The sequence below is a fragment of the Streptomyces sp. NPDC107546 genome (genome assembly GCF_055639175.1).
In genome coordinates this window covers 205,359-232,092 of sequence record NZ_JBVKBA010000006.1, presented here as the reverse complement: position 1 = coordinate 232,092, position 26,734 = coordinate 205,359, and the positions used below count along the sequence as shown (strand labels likewise).

Below are 26,734 nucleotides of genomic sequence, written 5' to 3'. Positions count from 1 at the left end.
GCTCTTGCCCCGAAGCGGGCCCGTTACGGCACGGGTGCGTACGCATGCGGCCGCGCGGGGCGGTGAGGCCGTGTCGTCACGAAGGACGTACGGTCTTACCACCCCGCGCGGCCGGGCGGCTCCCGAACGGGTCTCGGGACTGCTCGCGGGTGCCTCATCGTGCGGTCCCGCTGTCCTGCCGTACCGATTTTGCCGGTTCGGCAGGGGCGTGCCGGTGCTGCTGAGCCGTGGGGCCCCGGCTCAGTGGGCCACGACGCGCGCCATGGATCCGTGGCGTGGCTGCATCGGAACACCGCGGGCGGGTTCCGCCGCGGACCTGGCGCCGGCGGCCGGGTTGCGTCGCGGCTGTGCGCCCACGCCGTTCTGGACGTCCATCACGGCGTGCGCCACGAGGCCGCCCATGGGGTCGTGCCTGATCAGATCCCGCAGCCGGGAACGGGACGAGCGGCCCTCGTTGCCCGGATACAGGTGCTTGCCGAGACCGACCGCGTGGGCCAGTGCGGCGAGCGCCGCGGTCCGCGGGTCCGGCGGAACGCCGGTACGGATCGCGGAATCCAGCCGGGACCTGATCTCCCGGCTGATGGCCGTGTCCGTCGCCTGGTAGCGAGTCGTCGGCAGCACTCCGCACATCTGGCCCGGCACGGCGTGGACCATGCCGCACCGCTCCAGATGCGAGAGATAGATCTGGCGGAGCCCGAGACGCGGCCCGCCGATCCAGTGGACGGCCCGCACGGGAGCGCCGCGCCTGCGCAGCAACTCCAATGCGCTGTCCAAAGTTGGATCTCCAGTCGGCCGTGGTACCACCACGGCGATACGATCCCCGTCTGGGGCTATCCGTCCGGCCAGCGCCAGCTCCACTAGCTGTGCTCCGGCCAGACCGAGGTCGAGCGACTGCGGCTGTGCAGTGGTACCCGTGGTCGGGTCCAGTGCCAGCAGCAGAAGCTCCTCCGGAAGTGTTCTGCGGCTCCTGCCCATCCATGCCTCCCCGCGTGGATGAGAGACAGGGTGACCCCTCTCACATTGGTCTGTCGAGGGTGCGTGACCGGAATGTAGTGGAACCAGTAGGTATGTCGTTCTCGTCTAGCGCAGGGGTCAATCCCTCACACAGGACACTGGTACATGGTTCGGGCAGCGGTGTCCGGGCGGCGGTTCACGGTTGGGCAAGGCGCGTACGCGGGTGCGCGGCGCACGGAGGAGGCATCGGTGGCGGGCGAGTCCCCCGACAGGTCGAGGCAGCAGGGGTCGTCGGCGGAGACGACGTCGGGGAGCGGGGCTCCGGTTCCGGGACCGGCCAAGGCCGGACGTGACCCGAGGCTCTCGCTGACCGGCGAGAAGGTGCGGGTCGACCAGGCCACGACGGTGCTCTCGACCAAGTCGCTGCGTGGCGGCTCCGCCGGTACGGCTGTTGAGGCGGCCGAGGAGGCCGAGGAGGCCGAGGAGGCCGAGGAGGCCGAGGAGGGCACGAGTCCCGCGGGCGCGGCGGACTCGGGTGTTGGTGGGGCCGACAGCGAGGCGCGGGAGCGTGCGGCGCTGGCTTCTTGGGTGCGGAGCGCCGAGGAGGACGAGGCCGAGGGGAAGGCTGAGGCGGAGTCCGAGGAGGGGTCGCCGGAGGAGCCGGAGGGCGGGGCCGAGGAGAGCGCCGAGGTGGAGCCCGAGGACGAATCGCCGGAGGAGCCGGAGGTGCCGGAGGTGCCGGCGGGCGGGTCTTCCGACGCCGACGCCTCCGAAGCGGAGCCGGAGGCCGAGGACACCGCCGAAGAGGGCGACGCCGACGACACCGACGGCGACGACACCGACGGCGCCGAGCCTGCGACCTCCGAAGCCGAGAACGAGCCCGAAGACTCCCCCAAGTCCGAAGAAAAGCAGCCGAAGCAGGAAAATAAGCAAGACGACGAAAACGCGGAAGAAAAGGGCAAAGGGGAAGGAGAGGTGGAGTCGGCAGGAGCGGATGGCTCCGACTCCGATTCCGACTCCGATGACGGGAAGGGCCCCGAACGCCCCGTAGACCAGCCCACCGCCGTCTTCAAGGCGGTACGGCCGCCCGCCGTAGACCAGCCCACCACCATGCTCAAGGTGGGCGACGCGAAGCCCGCTGCCAAGTCCGGCCCCTCCTGGGTGGACAAGTCGGCCAAGTCAGACAAGTCCGAATCCGAAGCCGAACGCACCAGCAAGTTCGTCCCGTTGAAGTCGCTGGACGAGCCCGCGCCCAAGCAGCCGACGTCCACGGAGCCCAAGCCCGCCGCGGGTCCCGCCGACGCGACCGCCGCCATGCCCCAGGTCGGCCCCGAGCGCACCGCCCAGCAGCCGATCCCGCCCAAGCCGCCGCTGGATCTGCTCGCGGAGCTGACGAACACCCCGCCGCCCCCGGAGACCCCGGTCCGCACCGTCCTGCGGCGCATCAAGATCTGGTCGCCGCTGGTCGTTCTGCTGGTGATCATCTTTGCGATCGTGCAGGCTGTCCGCCCGCTGCCGACCCCGACCCTCGCACTGACGGCCGACGAAACGTACACCTTCAAGGGCGGGAAGCTCGACCTGCCCTGGCCGGGCCAGGGCCAGTCGGCCATAGAGGTCGAGGGGGTGGGCGTGATCGGGGCCGAGGGCCGGCAGAGCCCGAAGCCGATAGCGAGCGTCGCCAAGATCATGACGGCGTACGTCACGCTCCAGACGCACCCGCTCACGGGCAACCAGGGCGGTCCGACCATTACCGCCGACCAACAGGCCGAGGATGACTCGAAGAAGGAGGACGAGTCGACGGCGGCCATGAAGAAGGGCCAGAAGTTCACCGAGCGGCAGATGCTGCAGATGCTGATGATTCCGTCGGGGAACAACGTCGCGCGGCTGCTGGCCCGCTGGGACTCCGACAACCAGACCTTCGTCGGCAAGATGAACGCCGCCGCGAAGAAGCTGGGCATGACCCACACGACGTACACGGACCCGAGCGGCCTGGACAAGACGACCGTGAGCACGGCCGTCGACCAGCTGAAGCTGGCGAAGGCGGTCATGCAGAACGAGGTGTTCCGCAGCATCGTCGCGATGGCCAAGGCCGACATCCCCGGCCTGGACAAGCCGATATACAACAACAACGACCTGCTGGTGAGGCAGGTCGGGGTGATCGGCCTGAAGACGGGGTCGTCGACCCCGGCCGGCGGCAACCTGGTGTGGGCGGCGACGAAGGTGGTCGACGGCAGGACGCGGACGATCTACGGCGCCGTCCTCAACCAGGACGCCCGCACCGGCCGCGTCTGGGACAGCCTGCAACTCGCGCTGACCAACAGCCAGAAACTGATCGACACCGTCCAGCAGAGCCTGACCACGGCCACCGTGGTGAAGAAGGGCGAGGTCGTCGGGTACGTGGACGACCAGCTCGGCGGGAAGACGCCGGTGGTCGCCACCGAGAACCTGACGGCGGTCGGCTGGCCGGGCCTGAGGACGAAGCTGTCGATCGGTGCCGACGGCACGGCGGTTCCGCACGAGGCGAAGGCCGGGAAGGTCGTCGGCAGGCTCACCGTCGGCGATGGCTCCAGTCACGCGGTGACGGTCCCGGTGGCTCTCCAGAAGGACCTGGCCGAGCCGGGCTTCACGGACAAACTGACCCGCCTCGGCTGAACCGGGCGCACCCGGCACACAGCGGCACCACCGGCACCCCGTCGCGGAGCCCCACCCCGGGGCCCCTCGGCGGGGTGCGTGCTAGCGTCACGAATCGGGACAGGTCGCCGGTCGCGGAGACGCGGCCGTGAAGCGGGAGCGAACGGGACGCGGCCGAGAACGGAAGACAGGACACGGGGAGTGCCTTCAGGTGGCCACAGCGGAGCCGACACACGCCGACGACGCCGACCGGCGACGTCACCCGGACGGGTCACCCCCCGGACCGCGAATACCGCTGCGTGCGCCCACCCCTGAGTCCCCGGGCGGGCCGGCCCCCCAGGCCCCGGCCCCGGCGGTTCCCGCGGCCCCGGCCACCGGCTCCGAACCCTCCGCCCAGGACGCTGCGAAGGCCACGCGCCTGAGCGCCGTGGCCGCCCGGCTGCGCTCCTCACGCGCGGCCGACCTGGCCCGTCGCCATCCCGGCCTCGCCGTCACGGCCTTCGCCGGAGTGCTGCACCTCATCTGGTTCTTCACCTTCGCGAACAGTGGCGGGGACCTCGCCGCACAGGACGCGTGGGCGGAGTTCGTCGGCCGGCACCCCGACTCGGCGTACAACCTCGCCTGGTACGGGGGCATGCACCCGGTGTCGTACAGCGTCGTGTCGCCGTATCTGATGTCGGTCCTCGGCGTCCGTACGACGATGATGATCGCCGGGACGGCCTCGGCCGGCCTGCTGACGCTGATCCTCATCCGCAGCCGTGCCGTCCGCGAGCCGTGGTGGCCGGCCCTCGCCGGGGTGTTCGGACTCCTCTGCAACGCCATCTCGGGCCGCGTCACATTCGGCCTCGGCACGGTGTTCGCGCTGGGCGCGACCGCGGCCGTGTTCTGCTGGCCGTACCGCTGGCGTCACAAACGCTGGGCCAAGGCGCTGTCCGCGGCGTCGCTGGCCGCGCTGGCCACGATGTCGTCCCCGGTGGCGGGCCTGTTCGTGGGCCTGGTCGCGGTGGCGCTGTTCCTGCAGAAGCGCCGACCCGGTGCGTGGGCGCTGGGCCTGGCCCCCGCGGCCGTCGTGGCCCTGTCCGCGTGGCTGTTCCCGTTCTCGGGCACGCAACCGATGACCTGGGCGTCGACGATCCTGCCCTTCCTCTTCGCGGTCCTGATCCGGGTCGTGGTGCCGAAGGAGTGGAGGACGGTACGGATCACGTCGGCGGTGTACGCGCTGTCCGTCCTGCTCGTCTGGTTGATCAGCTCCCAGATCGGTTCCAACATCACGCGCCTGGCGATGCTGTTCGCGGGAGTGGCGCTGGTCGCGGCGCTGCCGTTCACGGTGCCGCGCAGCCGGAAGTGGTACGCCCTCGTGGTGGCGCTCACCGGCTTCGTCGTCTGGATCGGTGTCAAGACGGTGGACGACATCATCCACACCACTCCGGCGGCGTCCTGGGCGCACGAGGTGGCGCCGCTGGTCCACCAGCTCCAGGTGGTCGGCGCGGAGAAGGGCCGCGTGGAGGTGGTCCCGGCGCGCTCGCACCGCGAGGCCTCCGCGCTGGCGCCGTACGTCAACCTGGCCCGCGGCTGGAACCGCCAGGCCGACATGGAACGCAACCCGCTCTTCTACGACGACACGCTGAACTCCGCGAACTACCACGCCTGGCTGCAGCGCTGGGCCGTGCACTACGTGGTGCTGCCGAAGGGCGAGCCGGACGGCGACGGCGGCGAACGCGAACGTGAGCTCGTGCAGCGCGGCATGCCGTACCTGAAGCAGATCTGGGGCGACGCCAACTGGCAACTGTTCGCGGTGACGGACCCGACCCCGCTGGCGGATCCACCGGCGGTGGTCGACCGCGCGGAACAGGGCGAGTTGACGATCCAGGTGAAGCAGGCGGGCCGTGTCCTCATCCGGGTCCCCTACTCCCCGTGGCTGGGCCTGGTCGACACCCAGGGCAAGGGCGTGAAGCCGCCCCAGGAGACGGATGCCTCCAAGCACCGCGCCCGGGGCGCCCCGAAGACGTACGACAACGTCAACGGCTGCCTGATGGAAGCCCCCGAGGACATCTGGGGCGACAAGTGGACAGAACTCCTGGCCCCCCGCCCGGGCACCTACCGCCTGGCGGCGCCGTATCAGCTGCCGCGGGGGACCGCGTGCCCGGAGGAGCTGAGGGGCGACGCCCAGCCGTCCGGCGACTGAGGGGAAGCCCGCCGACCGATGCGCGTGTCTGCGTCACCGGGCGCCGTTCGCCCGGTGACGCAGGACGCTCGTCCCTGCCCCAGGGGCAGGGTCAACCCCGGACTCCGGGCCCCGGCCTACGCGAGCTGCTCCTCGATGGCCGCCACGACCTCGGCCGCCTCCGGCTCCGTCTGCGGCGAGAAGCGGGCGACGACCTTGCCGTCCTTCCCGATCAGGAACTTCTCGAAGTTCCAGCGGATGTCCCCGCTGTGCCCGTCGGCATCCGCGTGGCCGACCAGGCGCTCGTACAGCGGGTGCCGTCCCTCCCCGTTCACCTCGATCTTCTCCGTCATCGGGAAGGTCACGCCGTACGTCGCCGAGCAGAACTCCGCGATCTCCTCGGCGCTGCCGGGCTCCTGCCCGAGGAACTGGTTGCAGGGCACCCCGAGCACGGTGAAGCCCAGCGGCGCGTACCGCTCCTGCAGCCGCTCCAGACCCGCGTACTGCGGCGTCAGCCCGCACTTGGAGGCCACGTTCACCACGAGGACGGCCTTGCCCGCGTACTGGGACAGATCCGCGGAACCGCCCTGCAGAGCACCGATCCCGACATCGAGGACAGAGGCACCCGCACTGTTGTCAGTAGTCGTCATGGCCGGATGCTAACTCCGTCGCCCCGCCACCGGGTGACGCGCCCGTCACCCCCGCTGCGCTGTGACGAGCACCTCACCGGCGGCGGTACGCGAATACAGCACCGACCGTCCCGCACGCCGCCGCTCCACCAGCCGCCCGTCCAGCAGCACCTTGAGGTGGCGCCCGACCGAGCCGAGCCCCTGGCCGGTCACGGCGACCAACTGGCTGGTGCTCATCGGGGAGTCCAGCAAGACGAGCACGCGGGCCCGGGCGGGCCCGAGCAGCGCGCCGAGACTCCCCGGCACCACCGTGCGCCTCCCGTCCGCCAGCACGCCCGCGGCAGGGTAGACGAGGGCGTACCGGTCGGGCTCCTCCCAGGACACCCAGCCGGCCCGCTGCGGGGTGACGGGGACGAAGACGAGCTGGGCGCCGGTGATCTCGCGCGGCGGGTACTCGTGGAGGTTGACCTGGAGCCGGTTCCCGCCGAGCCAGCGGGTCCGGCCCGGCCGCAGGGTGTCCAGCGCGGCCGCCCAGCCGCCCCGGCTCAGCTGCGCGGTCCGGGCGACGACATCGGCCTCCAGGACGCGCCGCCGCCGGTCCCAGTACGGCCGTACGGTCTGCATCCACACGTGGGTGAGCAGGTCGGCCGCGCGTTCGGGCAGGTCGTCACGGTCGAGGGCGGCGGGGAGCGGTCCGCGCAGGGACACGGTCAGGTGGGCCCGGGCGTCGGCGGGGGAGGCGGAGCGCACCCGCTCCACGCCCTCCTCGAAGGTCTCCCCGTCCCTGGGCGTGGGCGTGAGGAAGTCGGCGATCCACTCCGGGCCGAGCCCGCTGCGGACGAGCAGCCCGGTGACGGGGTCGCCGGCCAGCCGCGCCCGGTACGCGGGGAGGTGGGCGTCCAGCCAGGCCCGTTCCCCGGGGTGGGAGGCGGTGCCGGCGTGCAGCAGCTTCAGAGCGGCGAACACCTCGGCGAGCGGCGAGAGCAGGAACCGGCTGCCGGCGAGGGTGTCGGCGCTGACGTACCAGAGGCCCATGGGCGCCTTCACACTCGGGATCGGCGGACGTTTCGCACGTACGCGAAACAATAACGACCACCCGGGACTCCCTGCCCACACTCCACGCATGCGCAGCTACGCCGACCTGTTCCGCACGCGCGAGTTCGCCCCACTGTTCCTGTCCACCGCCCTCCAGACGGCCGCCTCGACGCTCGGCGGCCTGGCCCTCGGCACGTTGGTCTACCGAGCCACCGACTCGCCCCTGCTGTCCGCGGTGAGCATGTTCGGCCCGCAACTCGCCCAGGTCGTGGGCGCGACGACCCTGCTGTCGGCGGCCGACCGGCTGCCCCCGCGCGCGACGACGGCGGGCATCGCGAGCGCCTTCGCGGTCGGCACGGCGGTGATGGCGACGCCCGGCCTTCCGGTGGGGGCGATCTTCGCGCTGATCCTCCTGCTCGGCCTGATCCAGTCGCTCGGCGGCGGAGTCCGCTGGGGCCTGCTCAACGAGATCCTCTCCAAGGACGGCTATCTCCTGGGCCGTTCGGCCTTCAACGTCGTGAACGGCCTGATGCAGATCACCGGTTACGCGACGGGTGGCCTCCTGCTGGCGGTGCTGTCCCCGCGCCCGACGCTGCTGACGGCGTCCGCGCTGTACCTGGCGGCGGCCGCGACGGCCCGCTTCGGTCTGACCCGCCGGGCGCCGCGCAGCTCGGGCCGCCCCTCCGTCGCGCAGACCTGGCGCACCAACGCGCTGCTGTGGTCGTCACCGGAGCGCCGCACGACCTACCTCCTGATGTGGATCCCCAACGGCCTGGTGGTGGGCTGCGAATCGCTCTACGTCTCCTACGCACCGCAGCACGCCGGCGCGCTGTTCGCGTGCGCGGCGTTCGGCATGTTCGTCGGTGACGTGACGACGGGCCGCCTGCTCCCGCCCGCGCTGCGCCGCCGCCTCGGCATCCCGTTCCTGCTGGTCCTCGCCACCCCGTACCTGCTGTTCGCCCTGCACCCCTCGGTGCCGGTGGCGGCGGCCTGTGCGGCCCTGGCGTCGGTCGGCTTCGCGGCGAGCCTGATCCAGCAGGAGCACCTGATGGCGCTGACCCCACCGGACCTGAGCGGTCACGCCCTCGGCCTGCACTCGGCGGGCATGCTCACCATGCAGGGGGTGAGCGCGACCCTGGCGGGAACGGCGGCTCAACTGACGTCACCGGGGCGGGCGATGGCGATGATGGCGGGGGCGTCCCTGACGGTGACGCTGACCCTGGCCGCGACTCACCGACGGCGCCCTTCCGTGCCTGAGGCCGAGGTCAGCTTCGACGAGCGAGAACCAGGAAGCCGGCCCAGGAGTCTCGGGGGACGGTGAGGGTGGGGCCGGAGGTGTGCTTGGAGTCGCGGATGTGGATGGCGTCGGGGGTGGGGGCGAACTCCAGGCAGGCGCCGCCCTGCTCGCTGCTGTAGCTGGACTTGAACCACTGAAGTTCGGTGTTCACGGCTCTCCTAGTCGCCGGTCCAACAGGTCCCTGGTCTCACGCGGGTTGAGTGCCTGTGTCCGCAGCATCGCATACTTGCGCTCCAGGACGGAGACCTCGTGAGGATCGGCGATCAACCAGCCACGGCGCTGCCCCTCGACGTAAGAGATGCGCTGATGGTCGGGTGTCTCGATGAGGATGAACGGTCCGGCGAGCCCGGCATGGAAGTCACGCCCGACGGGCATCACTTGCACCGTGATACCGGGCAGGTCGATCCACTTGCGCAGTTGCCGCACCTGCTCGCGGTAGACCTCGTCTCCGCCGAGCCGATCCATCAGGACGGACTCGGAGATGACAAAACTGATGCTGGGCGGAACCGGTCGCTGGAGGATCTCCTGTCGCTCGATGCGCGCCGCTACCCGCTGCTCGATCTCACCCTCGGTGAGCGCGGGAACCTCGTTGAGGAAGACCGCTCGGGCATACGCGGGAGTCTGCAGCAGCCCGGGCAACACCTGGTTGTCGTACCACGACAAGGCCAGCGCCTCGCGCTCGAGATCGATGAACTCCTCCGCCCACCGCGGAAACAGATCCACCTCGGGCATGTGAGCCACCGCGACCGCCAGCGCGCCTTTGGTGTCCAGCACGTCGTCCAACGTGTGGGCCAGGTCCTCCTTCAGCATGCGCCGACCCTGCTCGATGGAAGCAATGGTCTCCTCATCCACGAGGACCTCATGGGCGAGGGACCGTTGGGTGTGGCCGACCGCCTTCCGGAACGTGCCGAGGAGCCCCCCGACCATCTTCATGGCGGAGGCGTTCTTCCTGCGGCGGTTGCCATCGATGCCCATGCTGCAGAACTCCCCCTGCCCTCACCTAGGTTCGCCAGGCCCCCGCAGGCCCATGGTGGGCACCAAGCGTCACTGCCGTCCTGGGAACGCCGGGACGTCACCGGTGGTACGGGGGTACGGAGGGGGCGCGCAGGACGTCGGTCGTCAAAGGACTGCTCGTCGTGCTGTCAGAACGCGGTCGAAGACCTCGAGCACCTGTGGAGCGACGACTCCGACGGTGAAACGCCGCGCTCGTTGCCGGCCGGCATCGCCCATCCGGCGGCGACGTGCCGGATCGGCGAGCAGGGAGTCGATGGCCGCGGCCAGGGCGCCGGGGTCACGGGGAGGCACGAGCAAGCCGGTGACCTGGTCCTGGACGACATCACGCAGCCCCCCGGCGTCGGAGGCGACCACGGGTCGTCCGGCGAGCATCGCCTCCACGGCGACCTGGCCCATGGGTTCGTCCCAGGCGGACGGCACGACCGCCACGGCACAGTGCCGCCATGCCGACATCACCTGGGCGGAGGGAATGTCACGGGCGACGACGACGTCGTCGTCCAGGATCGGCGGCGTGTCCGCCCGGGGCGTGCCGATCAGCACGAGCGGGACCCGGTGCTTCAGCCGCCGGTGGGCGTCCAGCAGGATGTCGAGGCCTTTGTGCGGCCCGAGTGCGCCCACGAAGAGCAGGTACCCGTCGTCCTTCGGAAGGAAGTCCGGGCGGGCCGTGCGGACGGCGAGTTCGGCCATTCCGTCGGGCACCATACTTGGGACCACCTCGACCTCGGTGTCTGCCGGGAGTGCCGGGCGGGCGGCCTGTGCCACCGCCGAACTGACCGCGAGATAGGCGTCGGCTCTGCTGTGCAGCGGGCGGCTGGCCCTGAGTCCGGCAGCCAGCGCGACGCCCTTGAGCAGCCCGTAGTCGCGGCCGGCGCAGCCCAGGCACTTGGCCAGGGAAGGCCCACTGCAGCGACGCGAGTTGTACTGGTTGGTCTTCTTCGCGCATCCCAGCCCGTAGTCGTGCAGCGTGACGACGTGCCCTGGAGCGTCGGCCGCCGGGGAGTACAGCGGGAAGTAGGAGTACTGCAGCCAACTGTGGCTGTGCACGATGTCGGGACGTATGTCACGGACGATCCGGCGCAGTGCCGCCAACGCCCCTGGGTCGGGCGCGGTCGGGTGAAACGGCCGGGATGCGTCCGCGTACAGGGCGGTGGCCCGGCCGGTCCAGCTGCCGAGGCGGATCACTCGCACGCCGTCGATCCATTCCGCCTCGGGCCGGTCACCGATCCGGAGCGTGGCGACCGTGACGTCGTGGCCCAGTCGGACCATTTCCCTGGACAGCGTCTCCACGTGGCGTTCCAGGCCGCCGATGGTGGGACGGTAGAAGTCGGAGAGCTGCAGGATGCGCACGTGGGCCTCTCACTTGGTGCGTCGTGGTCGGTGGTCACGTCTGTGGCAGCAGACGGCGCCGGAGGACAAGGACGGTGAGGGCGCCTACGGTCTGGGCGCCCAGCCAGGCCAGTCCGGCGCCGAGGATGCCGAGACCGGGAGTGGCCAGCCAGGCGCCGACCAGGGCGACCACCGCAATGAGCAGGTTCAGTGCGGCGGCTCGGCCGAGCAGACCGCGCACCCGCAGTGTCGCCACCGTCGCGTTGCTCACCGTGTCGGGGAAGGCGGACAGCACGAGTGCGATGAGCATGGAGTAGCCGACGGTGTAGCCGGAGCCGAACAACGCGAGCACATCGCGTCCGATCAGGCACAGTGCGGCGGACGGCGGGACGAGTGCGGCCAGGGTGATCAGCGACGCTCGTCGGGCCAGTTGATGCAGCCTCGCACTCGCGTGACTGCCCTCGGCGAACAGGGCGGAGGACACCGCCGGACTGATCATGAAGACTGCGCTGCCGATCATCCAGGTCGTGTAGAAGTAGGCGTTCGCAGCGGCTCCCAGACGGGCCGTCACCGCCACCGGCAGCAGGTAGGTGGGCAGCAGCCCGCACACGCTGATCGCGTGGTGGCCCAGCGAAGGACGCAGCAGGCTGGTCAGCTCTCGGCCCATGGAGCGCAGCGGCACGCGGGCCAGCGGGTGCAGGCACCGGTGGCAGAGCGCGAGGCCCACCACGGTGCCTACCAGGCCGGAGGCCGCCCAGGTTGCCAGGATGGCCGCGGCGCCGACGGGCCGGGTGGCGGTGGCGAGCAGACCCAGACCGCCGAGCTTGGCGACGGCTGTGGAGGCATTGCGGGCCAGCATCAGGTCGCTGCGGCGCTCGGCGATGAAGACGTAGTCGAGCACCCCCGACCCGGTCCAGGCGGTGGCGCCCAGCACGAACCAGGCCGCGGTGTCCCAGCGGCCCGTGAGCACCCGCAGCGGGGTCACCACCGACCCCAATGGGACCAGGGCGGCCGATGCTACGACAAGGGTGACGAGCGCGGTGGCCAGCAGTGTCGCGATGACGGTGAGCCGCCACTGCTCGGGTGTGGCGCGCCCGGGCAGGCGGGCGATCAATCCGCTTCCGGCGCCGAGATGCACCGCCAACGAGATGATCACCAGCGCCGAGGTGGCCGCCGAGCCGAGTCCCACCTGCACCGTCGGCATCACACCTGCGGCCAGCACCCAGTAGCCGTAACCGAGTAGGGCGTTGACGACGCTGGTGGCCATGATGCCGCCGCTGTTACGGGCCAGCGACCGCATGGCCCTGGCCGGTGCGGCGTCCGAAGACGTGGGGGAGGGCCCGGTCGCGGAGGCCTCAGTGGCGGACACAGCTCGCCACGCCCTGCAGACGGAGGTAGACGTCGACGCTGCGCAACTCCTTGCCGCCCTGGGTGAGTCGAAGCAGGACCCGGTGTTCGCAGCCGCGGGGCACACGCACCTGGACGGAGGCGTCACCGCGGTCGGCTCCGGAGGCCACCACCGGAACCGGTGTGCCGACCGTCTTGCCGTCCATCTCAGTGGTCACCGACAGGTCCGCGGGCAGCGCCTTCGGCGCGGATGCCGCGACCGTCACGGGGATGGTCAGCCGCTGTCCGGCCTGCGCCGGTAGCACCCCGCTGATCCGCGTGTAGGAGCCGGCCAGCGAGAAGGACAGGTACGGCTGCTGCGCGGTGGTGGGAAGGTGAGCGACCACCAGGGACAGGAGCGCCGCGGAGGCCGTACCGGCCAAGCCGAACAGAGCGACCGGGCGTGCCGTCGCCGTCAGCGTGAGGGGGACGGGGTGTTCGTCCCGCCACTCTCGGAGGTTCAGGGGCAGCAGCAGGGCACTCACCCACAGCGGCAGTTGCGCCATGGGTATGTGGCCTGCGGCCAACTGGCACAGCAGCCCTGCGGCGATCAACGCCACGAGGCTCAGGGCGACGGACAGCGGGGCGGTGTATCGGCCCGCCGCCCGGCCGACTCCCAGTCCCGCCACGAGACTGCGGCCCGGCACCCACAACAGCGCCGGGGCGACCAGAATGGCGCGCAGCGGGCCGGCCGGGGCCAGCATGTGCCCGGCGACCGCGAGCGCCACAAGGGCGATCGGCAGACTCAGGTGGACGACGGCCGCTCCGGTCCGGCGCCGGACGTGCAGCGGCGTGTGCGGCGTTGCGTTCACCGGGCCTCCTCGGGAACGGTGTCGTGGATCGCGTCGAAGTCGAAGCGGTAGATCGAGTACGAGTTGCTGTCGTAGACCTTGGTCGTCCACGGGAGGCTGTCGTACCGAGCCAGTTTCTGGCGGGTGACGGGGTTGTCGTCACCGTGCGCGAACGGTTCGTCCGGCTCGAAGAACACCCCGATGGCGGGCAGCTCGGTCGCCATGCGCTTGTCGATGATCAAGTAGGTGTAGTCCGAGGAACTCAGCTCGTGTATCAGGTAGGCCGATGGCGGTGCCGAGTCGAAGTACAGGTCATAAGTCTGGAAGCCCTTGCCCGGCGCGGCGGGCAGTGCGTCGGCGTCCCTGACCAGGATGAGTCCGGTGTACCGGTCGGACACCACGTGTTTCCGGGGGCCGATGTTGCCGCGGAACCAGGTGGCGGTGCCCACCAGTTCCGCGGTGACGGACCTGGTGTCGGAGCCGAAGACGAACGGTCCAGGGAAGCGGTAGTCCGTGTCCAGGCCGGCTGCCACGTTGCCCACCAGGACGTCGCAGCCCACCAGCATGGCCGCGAGACACCCCGCCACGGCGGCGCGTCCATGGGCCCGCCGGACACGGTCGACAGCCGCCAGGACCACCGGTGTGACCAGTCCCGCCACCCCGATGTACGTGAACCCCCAGGTGCGGCGGGCGCCTTCGGCGCCGAACTGCACCAGGATGAACGGCAGGGAGGGGAAGTAGAGCAGGCCGAAAACGGTCAGCGCCCGGCGCATCGGCTGGGCCCGGCGATCGGCGATCGGCACCCGGCGCCACGACATGATCGCCACGACCGCCGCCAGGAAGACCAACGGTGGCACGCTGAACGCCGCAACCTTCTCGTACAGCGGTTCGGTGCTGGCGTGGAACAGCGTCCGGCTGCCGCTCTTGTCGGAGAACATGTGCAGTAGCTGGGAAGCTCCTCCGCCCAGGTAGGGGGAGAGGTAGGCGAAGGTGGCCGGTGCCGCCTCGACGAGCCAGACGACGGCCGCTCCCGCCACGGTGGCGGTCACCGCCGCAGTGACCGCCACCGTCGCCGACGACGTCCCGCCGCGGGCGGCGCAGACCAGGGTGACGGTCGTGATCAGCAGGAGCAGCACCCCGAGGATGACGGTCGTGAGGTGATGGGTCGGCACCGCACCGAGACCGGCCAGCACGGCTCCGGCCGCCCAGGCGGCCCGTTCCCTCCACCGGTCGCTGCGCTGGGCCCGCGCCAGACACGCCAGGCACCACAGGAACAACGGCATGGCCAGCGACTCGTAGGCGAACTCGGTGTCGAAGTACATGAAGCTGGAATTGAGACCGTAGACCAGCGCCACCACCGCACCGGCCCGAGCGGAGCCCAGCACCGTCTCGCCTAGGGCGTAGGCGCCGCAGACCGCCAGGACGTGTGCCGCGACCATGACGCACACCGCGCTCTGCCACACGGTCAGACCGGTGCTGTCACTGATCGTTGCGGTCAGGATGTGAAGTCCGGGAAAGTCGGCGACGATGCCGATCAGGTGGTTCGGCTGGAAGAGCCGACCACTGGTGGCGAGGTCGGCGGACTGCCGCCAGTGCGCGATCTCGTCGTGGAAGAGCGGCTGTCCGGGGTTGCGCAGCAGTTTCGGCAGGTAGGTGAAGACCGCGTAGGCCAGCATCCACGCGTACCGGGTCCCGGCGCCGGCGCGGCGGCTGACCGCGACCGCCGCAGTGGGCACGAAGACCACCAGGACACCGAGCCAGAAGACGGCGTAGTGCAGCGTGTCCGCGCTGTCGGTGGCGGACAGCGCGTAGGAGACAGCGATGAGGAGCGCGCCGACAGTGCCGGCGAGCCACAACACCGTCCAGCCGGCCGGCGAACCGCTGAACGTCGCCCAACGACGGGGCGAGCCACCCAGCGGCAGCGGACCGGCCAGGGTGGGAGCCGCCGTCTGCGTCATGCCGGCACCTTCGTTCCGGTCGCCCCGGCCTGTTCGTACACGTCGATCAGGCGCGCGGCGATCTCATCCCAGCCGGGAATCGTGACGCAGGCGGCGGCCGGCGAGGCGGCCAGCGCGTCGGTGAGAGCCGCCGCCGTCTCGGCGACCCCCGCCCTGAAGCCGACCAGGCGCACCCCGTCCGACGCTGCCCATGAGCGGTGCGCCGGGATGTCCGACAGCACCACCCGCGCCCCGGCGGCCAGCGCCTCCGCGGGGGCGAGCCCGTAGGCCTCGTGCTCCGACAGGCTGCACAGCACTCGTGCGGTCCGCAGCCAGCGGTGCAGCGTCTCGTCGTCGACGCGGCCCAGGAAACGGACGCGGTCGGCGAGCCCTGCGCGGGCCGCTACCGACTCCAGCCGCGATCGGTCCGGTCCGGTGCCGATCACCACGAGCTGCGGCTCTTGACCGGACGTCGGAAGCCCCGACCGGCCGAATGCTTCGATGAGCAGGTCGACACGCTTGTACGGCTCCAGACGTCCGACACTGATCACGGTCGGTGGCTCGTCGTCGAAAGGACGGGCCGCACGGATGGCCGCATGGTCCACGGCGTTGGGTATCACGGTGATCTTTCTTGCGACAGTGGGGAAATCGGCACCAAGAAGTTCCGCTTCCGGCCGGCTGACGCACAGCACCGCTCGGGAAGCCTCCAGCGCACGCCGTGCGACGGGCGTGTAGAGGTGGTGCAGCAGCACGCGCGCACGCGTGTGACCGGTGCCGTGGTAGTGGGGAGTGAACACGTACGGTGTGGAACTCCTCGAGACCCCGAGCGACAGCGCCGCCGCCACCCCCGTCAGCGCGTGGTAACTGTGCCCGTGCACGAGGTCGTAGCAGCCATGGACGCGTGCCAGATGGCGATACAGCAGCGGGGCGGTGCGGTAGGTGCCGGCTTGGTTGCTGGTGAACCGCCGGACCAGCACGCCGTCCTCGGTGGAGATGCGTGGGAGGTCCCGCCGCCGCTCCTGGGCCAGCACCTCCACCGACAGCCCCGCTCGCGCCAGGGCTCTGGCGGTGTGTCCCACGACGTTCTCGACGCCTCCGGGGGCCGGTGGGTAGCCCGGTGTGACGATCGCGATCTTCATGTTGCGCCTGCCTGCCGGTTGCCGTCCAGATGAGCGAGCACGGCCCGGGCGTTGCGGTCCCAGGAGTGCGGATCGGGGAAGTGCGCCCCGGCCATGGTCCGGGCCTTCACCAGTGCTTCGGCGAGCGCTTCCGCATCGGCAGGCGGGACGAACACGGCTCCCGGGTAGTCATCGGCGGCCTCCACCAGTCCGCCCACCGCACTGAGCACGACGGGAAGGCCGTTGCTCATCGCGATGTGCAGTGGCCCGCTGGCCGAGGACCGCAGGTAGGGCAGTACGAGTGCGTCGGCGTGGGCGAAGTGCTGCTTGGCCTCGGCGTCGGTGACGTATCGGTTGACCAGGGTGATGAGGTCCCGACGGGGCGATGCGGCGATCCTGCTGATCGGCTCCGTGCACCCTTCCCAGGTCTCGCCCACCACGGTGAGCCGGAATCCCGCAGCCTCCTCGTCGCTGAGCCGTTCGATGGCGTCGATGAGGTGCTCCAACCCCTTGTACGGGCGGATCAGGCCGAAGAACAGCAGCCGGAAGGTACCGTCCGGAGACGGTGTGCGTTCCACTGTGTAATGGTCGAACGGGCCGTGCGGCGCAACGGTCACCGGGCGCGCCGACAAGTCGAAGATGCCGCCGAGCAGTTGGCGGTCGTGCTCGGAGTGCACCACGAACGCGTCCGAGCGGCGCACCAGCGCACGCAGCAGTCGCCGCGTGTACGCGGCCACGAACGGCACACGGATCTCTCCGGTGTCCTGCACCTCGTGGAACTCCACCACGACCGTCGCGCCGACCGACCGGGCCACCAGGGCGAGCAGCAGATAGGTGTGCGCCACCGTCCCGGTCCACCATTGGAAGACGACGGCTTCCGGCCGGCTGCGGCGCAGGAGGCGTGCGGCGCCGAACAGGGAGGGCAGCCAGTACCAGTCGACTCCGTCGTATACCTCGACTCGGTCGTCGTAGTCGATCCCGGCGACTTTCTGGCCCACCCGAGCTCGCCCGGGGTAGAGGAAGCGCGGCAGCAGGCGCCGCATCAGGATCGCCGTCACCTCGGCGCGGTCGGCCAGTGCGCCGGCGAGCCGGCACGTGTAATGGCTCAGCCCGCCGGTGAAGTGCCAGCCGGAACCGATGACACACACCCGCCGGCCCGCCACGGGCGGCTGTGACTCAACCATGGCTGCTCCTCTGGAGTCCGGGGGCTGCGGGGATCTCGGTCACCCGGTCGGGGCCTGCGGTGCTACGCGGCTTCAGCACCCGGTGCCGCATCGACTCGCGCCGGACGGCAGCCATCTGTGCGGCCACGGCGTATCCGGTGTATGCGGCGCGCGAGCGAAGGCGCGGACCGCACAGCACGAACTCGGGATGCTGCTCGACCTGCTCGCTCCACCGCAGTTTTGCCACGTCCGGTCCGCAGGACAGGTTGAGTTCGACATGTCCGGCTGTAATGGCCCGTTCCGCCGCCGTCAGGTGCAGGAGTGTCACAGGGCTTGCCTGCCACCAGCGCGGGTCAACACCGCTGAGAGTCAGATAGCTGGCCCGCGGCGCCCGCAGGACGGCCTGCCCGGCCACCGGGACCCCTTCAACATCCAACGTGAGGATCTCCGCCTGTCCGGTGCGGGCCATCAGGGGCAGCACATCGGTGAGAAAGGCTGCCCGCTCCCCGGCTGCCATGACGTCGGGGTGCCGACGGCGACCGCTGAGCCCGGCGCGGGCAGCGTGCAGTCGGGCCAGCACGGGCAGTGCCTGCCGCACTTCGTCTTCCGTGGTGTGTGCTGTGACGCACCACTGCTGCCCGGTGCGGTCCAGCCGGTTGCGGGACCTGCGGATGCTCTCCTGAACGTTGCGCTTCAGCGCGCGGTGCAGCGACTGCTCGTCGCGCGGTAGTGGCAGGACCACAGAAGGGCGCGTCGTCTTGTGGATGATCAATGCTTTTCCCGAGAACTCGGGCGCCAGCCATTCCGGCTCGAACCAACCCTGCTGAGCGGACAGCGGGACATCACACCAGTCCCATGCGCGATACCGACGGCACCAGTGCTGCACGGCTGCCCGCAGCACCGAACGGCCCTCGGCCGATTCCGCCAGCAGGCCGGGCAGTTCGGTCAGACCCGCGTGGCGCCCGTTTCCGGCGAGGTGCAGCGTCCGCACTCCCGGAGCGAGGTGCTGGATGTAGGCCGGGATGACACCGATGAGCCGTGTACGCCGGAACACGGCCAGCACGTCCAGTTGTGACTCGTCGACGAAGTGCCGAGCCCAGGTCGACACCCAGTCGGGTGAGAGAAAGGGGTTGCGCTCCGCGCACCGCACGTACAACTCCCACCAGCGCGGCCTCAACTGCTCCAGCCCACTGAGCGTCGTGATACGAGAGAGAGTCAGCTGCGCGGTGTCCCGGCGCCGGCGTGGCCCGGCCGACCGGTTCGCCGTCTCGGATGCCACGAGGTCACGCCCCTTTGTCGTGCCGACCCTCATCAGACGGGCTCTGCGGAGACCGAATCGAGCAACCCGTTGTCCTCCGGAGGCGATGCGGTCAGGGACACACGCGCGGGCGTGCACCGGTACGCGGATCTGCGGTACTGCCGTGAGAAGCGCACCTTGCCCAGGATGAGCAGGCAGTCGATGCCGTCCTGCCAGGTGATCTTCTTCCCTTCGGCATGCGTCCGGCTGTGGTAGGTGATCGGGACCTCGAACGGGCGAATGCCGCGCCGGAGGATTTCGGCCGTCATCTCCGTGTCCAGCCCGAACCCGCCGGAGCGCAGGTCGAACGAGCGGAACAAGTCGATCGGTATCAGCTTCAGGCACGTGTGCATGTCCGCGAGGTGGGCGTCGAACAGCAGGTTCGCGGCCAGGGTTGTCATCTTGTTGCCCAGCGCATAGCGGTAGGACTGGTAGACGGTGTTGAAACCGAAGAGCCGGGCTCCGTACACGACTTCACACCGCTTCTGCAGCACAGGTCCGAGCAAGCGGGGAATGTCGTCCGGCGAGTACTCCAGATCCGCGTCGAACGGCAGGATGTGCGTCCCCGTCGCCAACTGGCTCGCCGTCAGCAGAGCCGCTCCTTTGCCGCGGTTCACAGGGTGCCGGTGCACCATGACGCGCGGGTCCTTGAGCTGGGCCAGCAGGTCAGGCGTACTGTCCCTGCTGCCGTCGTCGACAATGATCAACTCGATGTCGCACGGATATTCGATCGCGAGAACCTCACGAGTCACCTCTGCGATGGTGCGCTCCTCGTTGAACGCAGCCATGAGGATCGACAGCTTCATATCGCCACCCCCGACGGATTGCAGTGCATGATGGGTACCCTCTGCACCCACCACCGTGTAAGCCGCGGCCCGACCGAGCATCGATCGCCCCGCATATTCACTTCTTTTCTTGCCGGTTGGTCCTGTCCGCACAAAATTCGGCCGGAGCACGGCCGAAGGGACATCCCTTGCCGAAGCGATTCATGAACTGCCCCCGACGTGCAGCGACGATGGTTTTCGGAAAGGGCGGACGTTCGGCACATCGAGTTTGGCGATGCATCGGCGCGGTGCGGCGTCAGCGCGGTCGGCCGAGCGCGCGGTAGGTCCAGCCGGCGGCCGTCCAGCGCGTCGGGTCCAGGGTGTTGCGGCCGTCCAGGATGCGTTTTTCGGTGACGACAGAGGCCAGTGCCGCCGGGTCCAGATCCCGAAATTCGCGCCATTCCGTCAGGTGCAGGACGACATGGGCGCCGTCTGCGGCCGCCACGGCGGAATGCGCGTAATCCAGGGAGGGAAACGCCTTGCGGGCGTTATCCATCGCTTTGGGGTCGAAGACCGACACCTGGGCACCGTGCAGCTGGATCTGTGCCGCGACGTTGAGCGCGGGGGAATCGCGGATGTCGTCCGAGTCGGGCTTGAAGGCGGCCCCGAGGACCGCCACGCGCCGGCCGAGGAAGCTGCCGCCGCACTGCTCGCGGGCGAGCTCGACCATCCGGGAGCGGCGCCGCATGTTGATCGCGTCGACTTCGCGCAGGAAGGTCAGCGCCTGGTCGGCACCGATTTCTCCGGCACGCGCGATGAAGGCGCGGATGTCCTTCGGCAGGCAGCCGCCGCCGAACCCGAGGCCGGCGCCCAGGAACTTTCCTCCGATCCGCTCGTCGAAGGCCAGTGCCTTGGCCAGCTCGACGACGTCGGCGCCGACGCTCTCGCAGACCTCCGCCATGGCGTTGATGAACGAGATCTTGGTCGCGAGAAACGCGTTGGCTGCGGTCTTGACCAGCTCCGCGGTGGGAAAGTCGGTCACGAGGAAGGGCACGCCCCGGTCGATCAGCGCGGCGTACACCTCACGGAGCAGCGCCTCGGACCGTGCGGTGCGCACTCCGACGACCAGCCGGTCCGGGTGCAGCGTGTCGCGCACGGCGAAGCCTTCGCGGAGGAATTCCGGGTTCCAGGCGAGTTCCGCCTGTTCTCCCGCAGGGGCGAGCTGGGCCAGCCGCTTCGCCAGCCGCTCCGCGCTGCCGACCGGCACCGTCGACTTGCCCACGACCAGGGCCGGACGGGTGAGATGCGGGGCCAGCGTGTCGATTGCGGCATCGACATGGCGCATGTCCGCTGCTGTGCCGTGGCTTTTCTGCGGGGTGCCCACGCATACGAAATGCAGGTCTGCTAACGCCGCGATCTCTTCCCACGACGTGGTGAAACGCAGCCTCCCGGTGGATTCCGGCAGACCCACGACGTGTCTTCGCAACAGCTCGTCGAGGTCCGGTTCGTAGAGCGGTGCTCGGCCGGCTGACAATGTCGCAATTTTATCCGGATCTATGTCCAGACCCACTACGTCGAAACCGAGATCGGCCATACAGGCGGCGTGGGTCGCACCCAGATATCCGGTGCCGATCACGCCTATTGTAGAAATCACAGACCAACTCCCCCCTTGAACCGGTGACGACTGGAAAGCAGCAGTCGTCGGCCGGTTGGGTCACGTTTCGCGAGCGGAGGAGAAAAGCACCCCGCCGCGAAAGAAACCCCCTTGCAACCCCCCTGCTCGGCGCCGTCCCTTCAATACCGGGATGACGTGGCGACAACAATCACCACCGATGGTTCAAAGGTCAAGCGGTGTCTCGCTGGCCGAAGTTGGCCCCTAGGTGCCCGATATATCCGTGTTCATCCCTGGGGTATGGTGAGATATGGGTGGATTGCGTCAACTAGTTAGGTTGACAGGTTTGCGAAATTATGGAGATTGCGTGATGGAGTCGTGACGATACGGAGAGTATCGGTGGTGGGGTAGTGAAAAGGGCGCACTGAGGCGCAGGCCCGGCATGGCTCGCCCTCCGGTCACGCCCCCCGTCCCTGTCGGTCGGTGCGTGCGGTGGTGCACATTGCCACCTTTGTGCAGTTCGTCTAACTGGCGGTGACCAGCTGGGCTGCACCGTGGCCACTGGGTCATCGGTGTAACCCTCGGTATCTCACCCCTCGTCTTTGGTGACCGTCCAGTGAGTGAGACGGATGCCGGTGACGGTGGGTGAATAATTAACGGAGGAAGCGTTCACTGGGATGCCCGCCACCCTGGCCGGGTTGCCGAACTTCACACGGACGCCTCGCTTCCTCTGCACCCCGGCCAGACTGCTGCGCGGGCTGGGGCGGCCATTCGTGAGGCAATCCGCTCTCGCGTCCTCTGAGGCAGCCGGAGCGGAGACGCGGCGAAAGGGCAGTCAGCGCCTGCGAATGCGACGAGCAGTCGTCTCGCGTCACTCCTCCTGAGGCGGCTCCCCTTCCACGAGCCGTTCCGCGATGTCGTCCGCCCATTGCTGGGCCCAGCGGTGGACTTCGGTGATGGCGGTCTCGTCGAGGCCGTAGGCGGCGAACTGCGAGTCGTCGAGCCACTCCGCGCCGGTCAGACGGGCCTGCAGATCGGTGAGGTCGAAGGTGTCACCGGTGTGACGGCGGGCCAGTTCCTCGAGTTCCGGGTGGCTGAAGCGGTCGGAGGCGGCATGGACGTCGATGAGGTCGCGGGCGAAACCGCGGTCGGCCAGGGCCCGTACCTTCATCCCGACCACGTCTTCGAGGGAGACGGTCAGGCCGAACTCGGTGACGACGGGTGGATGCCAGAGCGCTTCCTTCAGCAGCTGCAGTGCACACTCCTCACCGGTGGACGGCTCGGTGACGCCGAGCCGCGCGGCCAGGGGGTCCGTCCCCAGTGGGCGCACGGCCCAGCCTCGTTCCTCCAGGCCGGCACTGACGGCGGATGCGATCTCCGCCATCGGGACGGCGCTCTCCGTGGCGACGTCCACGTCACGGCTGGGCCGGTCCACCAACCCGTGCGCCCGCACCGCGTCCCCACCGGCGAGCGCCAGGGCGTACGGCGCACCGACGGCGAGGACGTCGGCCAGCAGCCGTCGATGCGGTTCAGCGAGCTTCACGCAGTCTCAACCAGGGACAGTCGGGGGAGGGTACGCCCCGATTATGTCCGTCATTCCAGCCGGGAGCGGGTCGGCTTGGAGACGTGGCGTGTCCGGGCACGCCGCCCGCGTCGGTGGGCGACTCGCTCACAGCGACCGGCGCCTCATCCTGAGGCAACCATGACGTCACCTCGAAGCGAGAACTCAGTAGCGGGCTCGGGCCGTCACGGACCACCATGCGACGCATGAGTGACCAACCCGCGCGATGGACCCGGGCAACCGTCTACCCCGACATGTGGACCGATCCGGACGACGACCCCCGCAACAGCGAAGGCCCCAGCCCGGACGGCGAACTCCCGACGCTGCAGGACTTCCTGACGAACTTCCGCATGACCCTGCGGATGAAGTGCGAGGGCCTGGATGCGGAGCAACTGGCCCGTCGGTCGGTTCCGCCGTCGACGATGTCGCTGCTCGGCCTGGTTCGGCACCTCGCCGAGGTGGAACGGAACTGGCGCAACTGGATCAGCGACGGTGACCCGTTGCCGAAGCTGTACGGCGAACGTGACGCGGACTTCGACGGAGCTGTCGCCGTGCAGGCCGTGGTCGACGCTGCGTACGCCGATCTGGAGCGTGAGCAGGCCGCGACCGACGCCGCGCTGGCCGAGCACCCGGACCTGGGCGAGCGTCTGGGGAAGGACAGGATCGCGGTTCGAGAGCTGATGGTGCACAGGATCGAGGAGTACGCCCGGCACTGCGGGCACGCCGATCTGCTGCGCGAGTGCGTCGACGGAAGGGTGGGCCAGTGACGAGGGCCGTGGCTCGTACCCGGCCCCACCAGCTCCTCACCCGGCAGGCGCCCGCTTGAGCAGTGAGGCCGGCGTCACGGCCGAACGCTGGGGGCCGGCCACCTCCGTCGCGCTCACGGCGGCGGAGGTGCGCCCTCCGTGCACCCCGAGTCTCCGCAAGGCCCCCCTCCGAGCCCACGCGACCTGGCACGGCCCTCGCGCGACTGCGCCCTCGAATACCGTCCAGGTCCGTAACGCGCCACCACCCCCACCGCGTGTAAGAGGTGACGTCCGACCACGAAAGGACACACGGTGAGGGAAGCACCCGCGGACTACCTGGAGTTCGCAGCCGCCCGCAGCGGGCCTCTGTTCCGGACCGCCTGCCTGCTCACGGGCGACTGGCACCTCGCCGAGGACCTGGTTCAGGAGACCCTCGCCAAGATGTACCGCTCCTGGCGGCGGATCAGCCGGGTGGGCTCCCCGGTGGCCTACGCCGACACCGTGCTCGTGCGGACCTTCCTCTCCCAGCGCCGTCGCCGCAGCTCCACCGAGCGCCCCAGCGACCGGCTGCCCGACGCGGCCGGCCCGGCCCGGGACGCGGAGCTGCGGATAGCCCTGCTGGACGGTTTGGCCCGGATGACGGCCAAGGACCGTGCCGTGCTGGTGCTCCGCTACTGGGAGGACCGCTCGGTGGAGGAGACCGCACAGGTGCTCCAGCTGTCGCCGGGAGCCGTGCGCGCCCAGAGCATGCGCGCCCTGCAGCGGCTGCGCGGCCTGCTCGGCGACCAGTTGGCCGACCTGGCCGCATGACGAGCACGGCCCGGCGGTGCGGCGTTCTCCTCGCCCCGGGTCCGAACGACGCCTCAGACGAACGGAGACCCCCATGTCACCCAACGAGGACTTCGAGGAACGGCTGACCCGCGCCATGAGCCGCGCCACCAGCGAGTTCCCGCCCCACTCCGCCGACCTGGTGCGGCGTTCCGTCGCCCGGGGCCGACGGATGCGGCTGATCCGCGCCACCCAGATCGCCGCCGCCACGGCCGCCTTCGCGGTGGTCGCCACGGGCGGCACCCTGATGGTCACGAACGCCTTCGGCAGCGGGGGCGGCGGCTCACCCGAGCAGTTGAGGCCCGGCGGCCCCGCGCACTCCACCGAGCAGTCGCCCTCCCGGGCACCGGCGTCGATCAGCGCGGAGGAGATGGTCAGCACGCTGACGAGCCTGCTGCCGCCCGGCGGCACCGTCTCCGCAGCATCGGGCAGGGGCTCTGAGGGGGACGGGCCGGTCGTCTGGCCGTCCGCCAAACTGACCTACTCCACCGCCAACGGGTCCTCCGGCATCGACATCGCCATCGCGCGGCTCGATTCCGGCGCCGCCGCCGGCCAGCAGGGTCAGGGCGGCTGCCTTCCGGTGGAGGTGCGCCCGTACGACAAGTGCACCACCCAGAAGCTGCCGGGCGGCGCGGTGCTCAACACCACCGAGTCGTTCACCTATCCCAGCAGCGACACCGGGCAGAAGCGCTGGTACGTCGTGCTCACCACCCGCGACGGGGCCCAGCTGACGGTGCAGGAGTTCGGCGGTGGCGGGGAGAAGGGCTCGGCGTCCGGAGCCGACCCGCTGCTGTCGATCGCCCAGCTGACCTCCATCGTGCGCAGTCCCGCCTGGAACAAGGCGATCGCCGCGCTGCCGGCCCCGCAGGAGGCCCCCTCCGACATTCCCTCGACCGGCGACAAGCGGGTACCGGGCGCACGTCTGACCGAGGTGCTGAGGTCACACCTGCCCCGGGGCGGGACCGTGTCCGACGTGAATGCCGACGAAGCGCTGGTCCAGCTGGTCTACGACGACGGCCACGGGAAGAACATGGTGGAGGTCGACGTGCAGTACGACCAGACGAAAGACCTGGCCGGGCTCATGGGTTGCGCCGGGGTCTCCGGTGAGTGCGAGGCCGTCACCCTGGCCGACGGCACCAAGGTGAAGAAGGTCAAGGGGCATTCGGAGAAGGGTGGTTCGGCCGCGGTGTGGCTGGTCGACACTCTGCGGAAGGACGGTCGCCGGGTGGCGGTGCGTGAGGTCAACTCGTACGCCGAGAGCGCTCCGGTGACGCGACCGCAGCCGGCGCTGAGCATGGACCAGCTGGTGGCCGTAGCGCTCGACAAGAAGTTCTTCACCGGCTGAGAGGGGCACGCTCGGCCCCTGGGCGCCCCCGTCGGGCTCCTTCGGTCCGTCGAAGGGTCACGCCTCCCGCAGCGCGGGGGCGGGGCACTCGCCCGAGCCCCGGACGATCAGCCGGGTGGGGACGGTGATGGTGCGGGCGCGGGAGCGGTCGCCGTCGAGTCGTGCCAGGGCGGTGGCCGCGGCCGCCCTGCCGATTTCTTCCGGGTCCTGGGCGACTACGGTGAGGGCCGGCTTCAGTGCCTCGGCGAGCGGCAGGTCGTCGAAGGCGACGACCGCCACGTCCTTCCGTTTGCCGCGGGAGAGTTCGGCGACGATCCCCAGGGCGGCGAAGTTGTTGCCGGCGAACAGGGCCGTGGGCGGGTCCGCCAGGTCGAGCAGATGCGAGGTCGCGGTGGCGGCCGCCTGGGGGTCGTGCGCGCTGGTGACCAGGGCGCGGTCGTAGGCGAGGCCGGCTTCCCGCAGGGCCGAGCGGTATCCGGCCAGGCGTTCGCGGCGTGTGTACAGCTTGACGGGCAGGTCGCCGATGAAGCCGATGCGTCGGTGGCCGTGGGCGATCAGATGGGTGACGCCCTCGTGGGCGCCCGCACGGTTGGAGCTGACGACGCTGTCCGTGGCCAGGCCCGCCCCCGGACGGTCGACGAAGACCACGGGCAGCCCGGCGGCACGGTGGGCCTTGAGATGGGAGTGGTCGGCGCCGACGGACGGCACCACCATCAGGACGCTGACGCGCCGGGCGAGGAACTGGTCCGTCAACGCGTGCTCGCGGTCGGGATCGTCCGCGGAGGAACCCATCAGCAGCGTCAGACCGCGGTCGCGGACCGTGTCCTCTATGCCGCCGGCCACGGCCCCGAAGAACGGGTTGCCCAGGTCCGGGACGACCAGTCCGATGGTGGTGTCGGGTCCGCCGACGCGGATGTTGCGTGCCATGAGGTTCGGCTGGAAGCCGAGCCTGGCCACGGCGGCGAGCACCTGCTGCCTGGTCCGGTCCGAGACGGGTCCGTCCTCGTTGAAGACGCGGGAGACCGTCTTGGCGCTGACGCCGACTTCTCGGGCGACGTCGGCCAGGGTGGGTCGGCGGTTCGCTGCCATGGAGGACCGTTCCGTGTGGGTTCGTCGGTTCCGGCGGCTTCGCCGAC

22 protein-coding genes are annotated in these 26,734 nt (G+C 70.1%); 6 read left to right on the top strand and 16 right to left on the bottom strand.

Annotation, left to right across the window (positions count from 1 at the left end; genetic code table 11):
- Positions 1-240 precede the first annotated feature (240 nt).
- Positions 241-975 (bottom strand): GOLPH3/VPS74 family protein, encoded by a 735-nt coding sequence (locus ACZ7L1_RS11500; protein WP_471436223.1) that lies wholly within the window; start codon positions 973-975, stop codon positions 241-243.
- A 228-nt stretch (positions 976-1,203) separates the two neighbouring features.
- Here ACZ7L1_RS11500 and ACZ7L1_RS11495 point away from each other — a divergent pair, with 228 nt between their 5' ends.
- The gene (locus ACZ7L1_RS11495; RefSeq protein ID WP_471436221.1) at positions 1,204-3,606 is read left to right on the top strand and encodes a D-alanyl-D-alanine carboxypeptidase; all 2,403 of its coding nucleotides are present in this window, start codon (positions 1,204-1,206) and stop codon (positions 3,604-3,606) included.
- Positions 3,607-3,796: 190 nt separating this feature from the next.
- Positions 3,797-5,770, top strand: coding sequence for an MFS transporter (locus tag ACZ7L1_RS11490; RefSeq protein ID WP_471436220.1), 1,974 nt, complete (start codon positions 3,797-3,799; stop codon positions 5,768-5,770).
- Between the two features lie 116 nt (positions 5,771-5,886).
- Here ACZ7L1_RS11490 and ACZ7L1_RS11485 read toward each other — a convergent pair whose 3' ends face one another.
- A complete protein-coding gene (locus tag ACZ7L1_RS11485; protein ID WP_471436218.1) occupies positions 5,887-6,399 on the bottom strand; it encodes a glutathione peroxidase in 513 nt (170 codons plus the stop codon).
- Between the two features lie 45 nt (positions 6,400-6,444).
- On the bottom strand, positions 6,445-7,413 hold the full coding sequence (locus ACZ7L1_RS11480; RefSeq protein ID WP_471436217.1) for an ArsR/SmtB family transcription factor: 969 nt from the start codon (positions 7,411-7,413) through the stop codon (positions 6,445-6,447).
- A gap of 88 nt (positions 7,414-7,501) precedes the next feature.
- On the opposite strand from ACZ7L1_RS11480, the gene ACZ7L1_RS11475 reads away from it, so the two are divergent.
- A complete protein-coding gene (locus ACZ7L1_RS11475) occupies positions 7,502-8,734 on the top strand; it encodes an MFS transporter (protein ID WP_471436215.1) in 1,233 nt (410 codons plus the stop codon).
- On the opposite strand, the gene ACZ7L1_RS11470 is transcribed toward ACZ7L1_RS11475, so the two are convergent.
- The 12 genes from ACZ7L1_RS11470 to ACZ7L1_RS11415 all read right to left on the bottom strand — a co-directional run bounded on the left by ACZ7L1_RS11470 (position 8,679) and on the right by ACZ7L1_RS11415 (position 22,661).
- The gene (locus tag ACZ7L1_RS11470; RefSeq protein ID WP_471436213.1) at positions 8,679-8,861 is read right to left on the bottom strand and encodes a DUF397 domain-containing protein; all 183 of its coding nucleotides are present in this window, start codon (positions 8,859-8,861) and stop codon (positions 8,679-8,681) included. The two genes, ACZ7L1_RS11475 and ACZ7L1_RS11470, sit on opposite strands and share 56 nt — an antisense overlap.
- Positions 8,858-9,685, bottom strand: coding sequence for a Scr1 family TA system antitoxin-like transcriptional regulator (locus ACZ7L1_RS11465; protein WP_471436212.1), 828 nt, complete (start codon positions 9,683-9,685; stop codon positions 8,858-8,860). Before ACZ7L1_RS11465 ends, ACZ7L1_RS11470 begins: the two co-directional genes overlap by 4 nt.
- Positions 9,686-9,829: 144 nt before the next feature.
- Positions 9,830-11,071, bottom strand: coding sequence for a glycosyltransferase family 4 protein (locus ACZ7L1_RS11460; protein WP_471436210.1), 1,242 nt, complete (start codon positions 11,069-11,071; stop codon positions 9,830-9,832).
- A 34-nt stretch (positions 11,072-11,105) separates the two neighbouring features.
- The gene (locus ACZ7L1_RS11455; protein ID WP_471436209.1) at positions 11,106-12,419 is read right to left on the bottom strand and encodes a lipopolysaccharide biosynthesis protein; all 1,314 of its coding nucleotides are present in this window, start codon (positions 12,417-12,419) and stop codon (positions 11,106-11,108) included.
- Positions 12,406-13,248: a hypothetical protein gene (locus ACZ7L1_RS11450; RefSeq protein ID WP_471436208.1), complete on the bottom strand. Its 843-nt coding sequence runs from the start codon at positions 13,246-13,248 to the stop codon at positions 12,406-12,408. Before ACZ7L1_RS11450 ends, ACZ7L1_RS11455 begins: the two co-directional genes overlap by 14 nt.
- Complete coding sequence (locus ACZ7L1_RS11445; protein WP_471436207.1) at positions 13,245-15,185, bottom strand: hypothetical protein; 1,941 nt, start codon at positions 15,183-15,185, stop codon at positions 13,245-13,247. Before ACZ7L1_RS11445 ends, ACZ7L1_RS11450 begins: the two co-directional genes overlap by 4 nt.
- Positions 15,182-16,303, bottom strand: a complete 1,122-nt coding sequence (locus ACZ7L1_RS11440; protein ID WP_471436206.1) for a glycosyltransferase family 4 protein — start codon at positions 16,301-16,303, stop codon at positions 15,182-15,184. The genes ACZ7L1_RS11445 and ACZ7L1_RS11440 overlap by 4 nt, the downstream gene beginning before the upstream one ends.
- A complete protein-coding gene (locus ACZ7L1_RS11435; protein WP_471436205.1) occupies positions 16,300-17,466 on the bottom strand; it encodes a glycosyltransferase in 1,167 nt (388 codons plus the stop codon). The genes ACZ7L1_RS11440 and ACZ7L1_RS11435 overlap by 4 nt, the downstream gene beginning before the upstream one ends.
- On the bottom strand, positions 17,459-18,724 hold the full coding sequence (locus tag ACZ7L1_RS11430) for a GNAT family N-acetyltransferase (RefSeq protein WP_471436203.1): 1,266 nt from the start codon (positions 18,722-18,724) through the stop codon (positions 17,459-17,461). Before ACZ7L1_RS11430 ends, ACZ7L1_RS11435 begins: the two co-directional genes overlap by 8 nt.
- A 32-nt stretch (positions 18,725-18,756) precedes the next feature.
- Entirely contained in the window at positions 18,757-19,629 is an 873-nt protein-coding gene (locus ACZ7L1_RS11425) for a glycosyltransferase family 2 protein (protein WP_471436202.1), read from the bottom strand.
- 193 nt (positions 19,630-19,822) lie between these two features.
- Positions 19,823-21,148, bottom strand: coding sequence for a UDP-glucose dehydrogenase family protein (locus ACZ7L1_RS11420; RefSeq protein WP_471436405.1), 1,326 nt, complete (start codon positions 21,146-21,148; stop codon positions 19,823-19,825).
- 841 nt (positions 21,149-21,989) lie between these two features.
- Positions 21,990-22,661, bottom strand: coding sequence for a nucleotidyl transferase AbiEii/AbiGii toxin family protein (locus tag ACZ7L1_RS11415; protein WP_471436201.1), 672 nt, complete (start codon positions 22,659-22,661; stop codon positions 21,990-21,992).
- A gap of 215 nt (positions 22,662-22,876) precedes the next feature.
- Here ACZ7L1_RS11415 and ACZ7L1_RS11410 point away from each other — a divergent pair, with 215 nt between their 5' ends.
- The 3 genes from ACZ7L1_RS11410 to ACZ7L1_RS11400 all read left to right on the top strand — a co-directional run bounded on the left by ACZ7L1_RS11410 (position 22,877) and on the right by ACZ7L1_RS11400 (position 25,598).
- A complete protein-coding gene (locus ACZ7L1_RS11410; protein WP_471436200.1) occupies positions 22,877-23,446 on the top strand; it encodes a DinB family protein in 570 nt (189 codons plus the stop codon).
- Between the two features lie 291 nt (positions 23,447-23,737).
- The gene (locus ACZ7L1_RS11405; protein ID WP_471436198.1) at positions 23,738-24,235 is read left to right on the top strand and encodes a SigE family RNA polymerase sigma factor; all 498 of its coding nucleotides are present in this window, start codon (positions 23,738-23,740) and stop codon (positions 24,233-24,235) included.
- 73 nt (positions 24,236-24,308) lie between these two features.
- A complete protein-coding gene (locus ACZ7L1_RS11400; protein ID WP_471436197.1) occupies positions 24,309-25,598 on the top strand; it encodes a hypothetical protein in 1,290 nt (429 codons plus the stop codon).
- Between the two features lie 57 nt (positions 25,599-25,655).
- Here the strand turns inward: ACZ7L1_RS11400 and ACZ7L1_RS11395 are convergent, their stop codons facing one another.
- On the bottom strand, positions 25,656-26,687 hold the full coding sequence (locus ACZ7L1_RS11395; protein ID WP_471436196.1) for a LacI family DNA-binding transcriptional regulator: 1,032 nt from the start codon (positions 26,685-26,687) through the stop codon (positions 25,656-25,658).
- Positions 26,688-26,734: the final 47 nt, after the last annotated feature.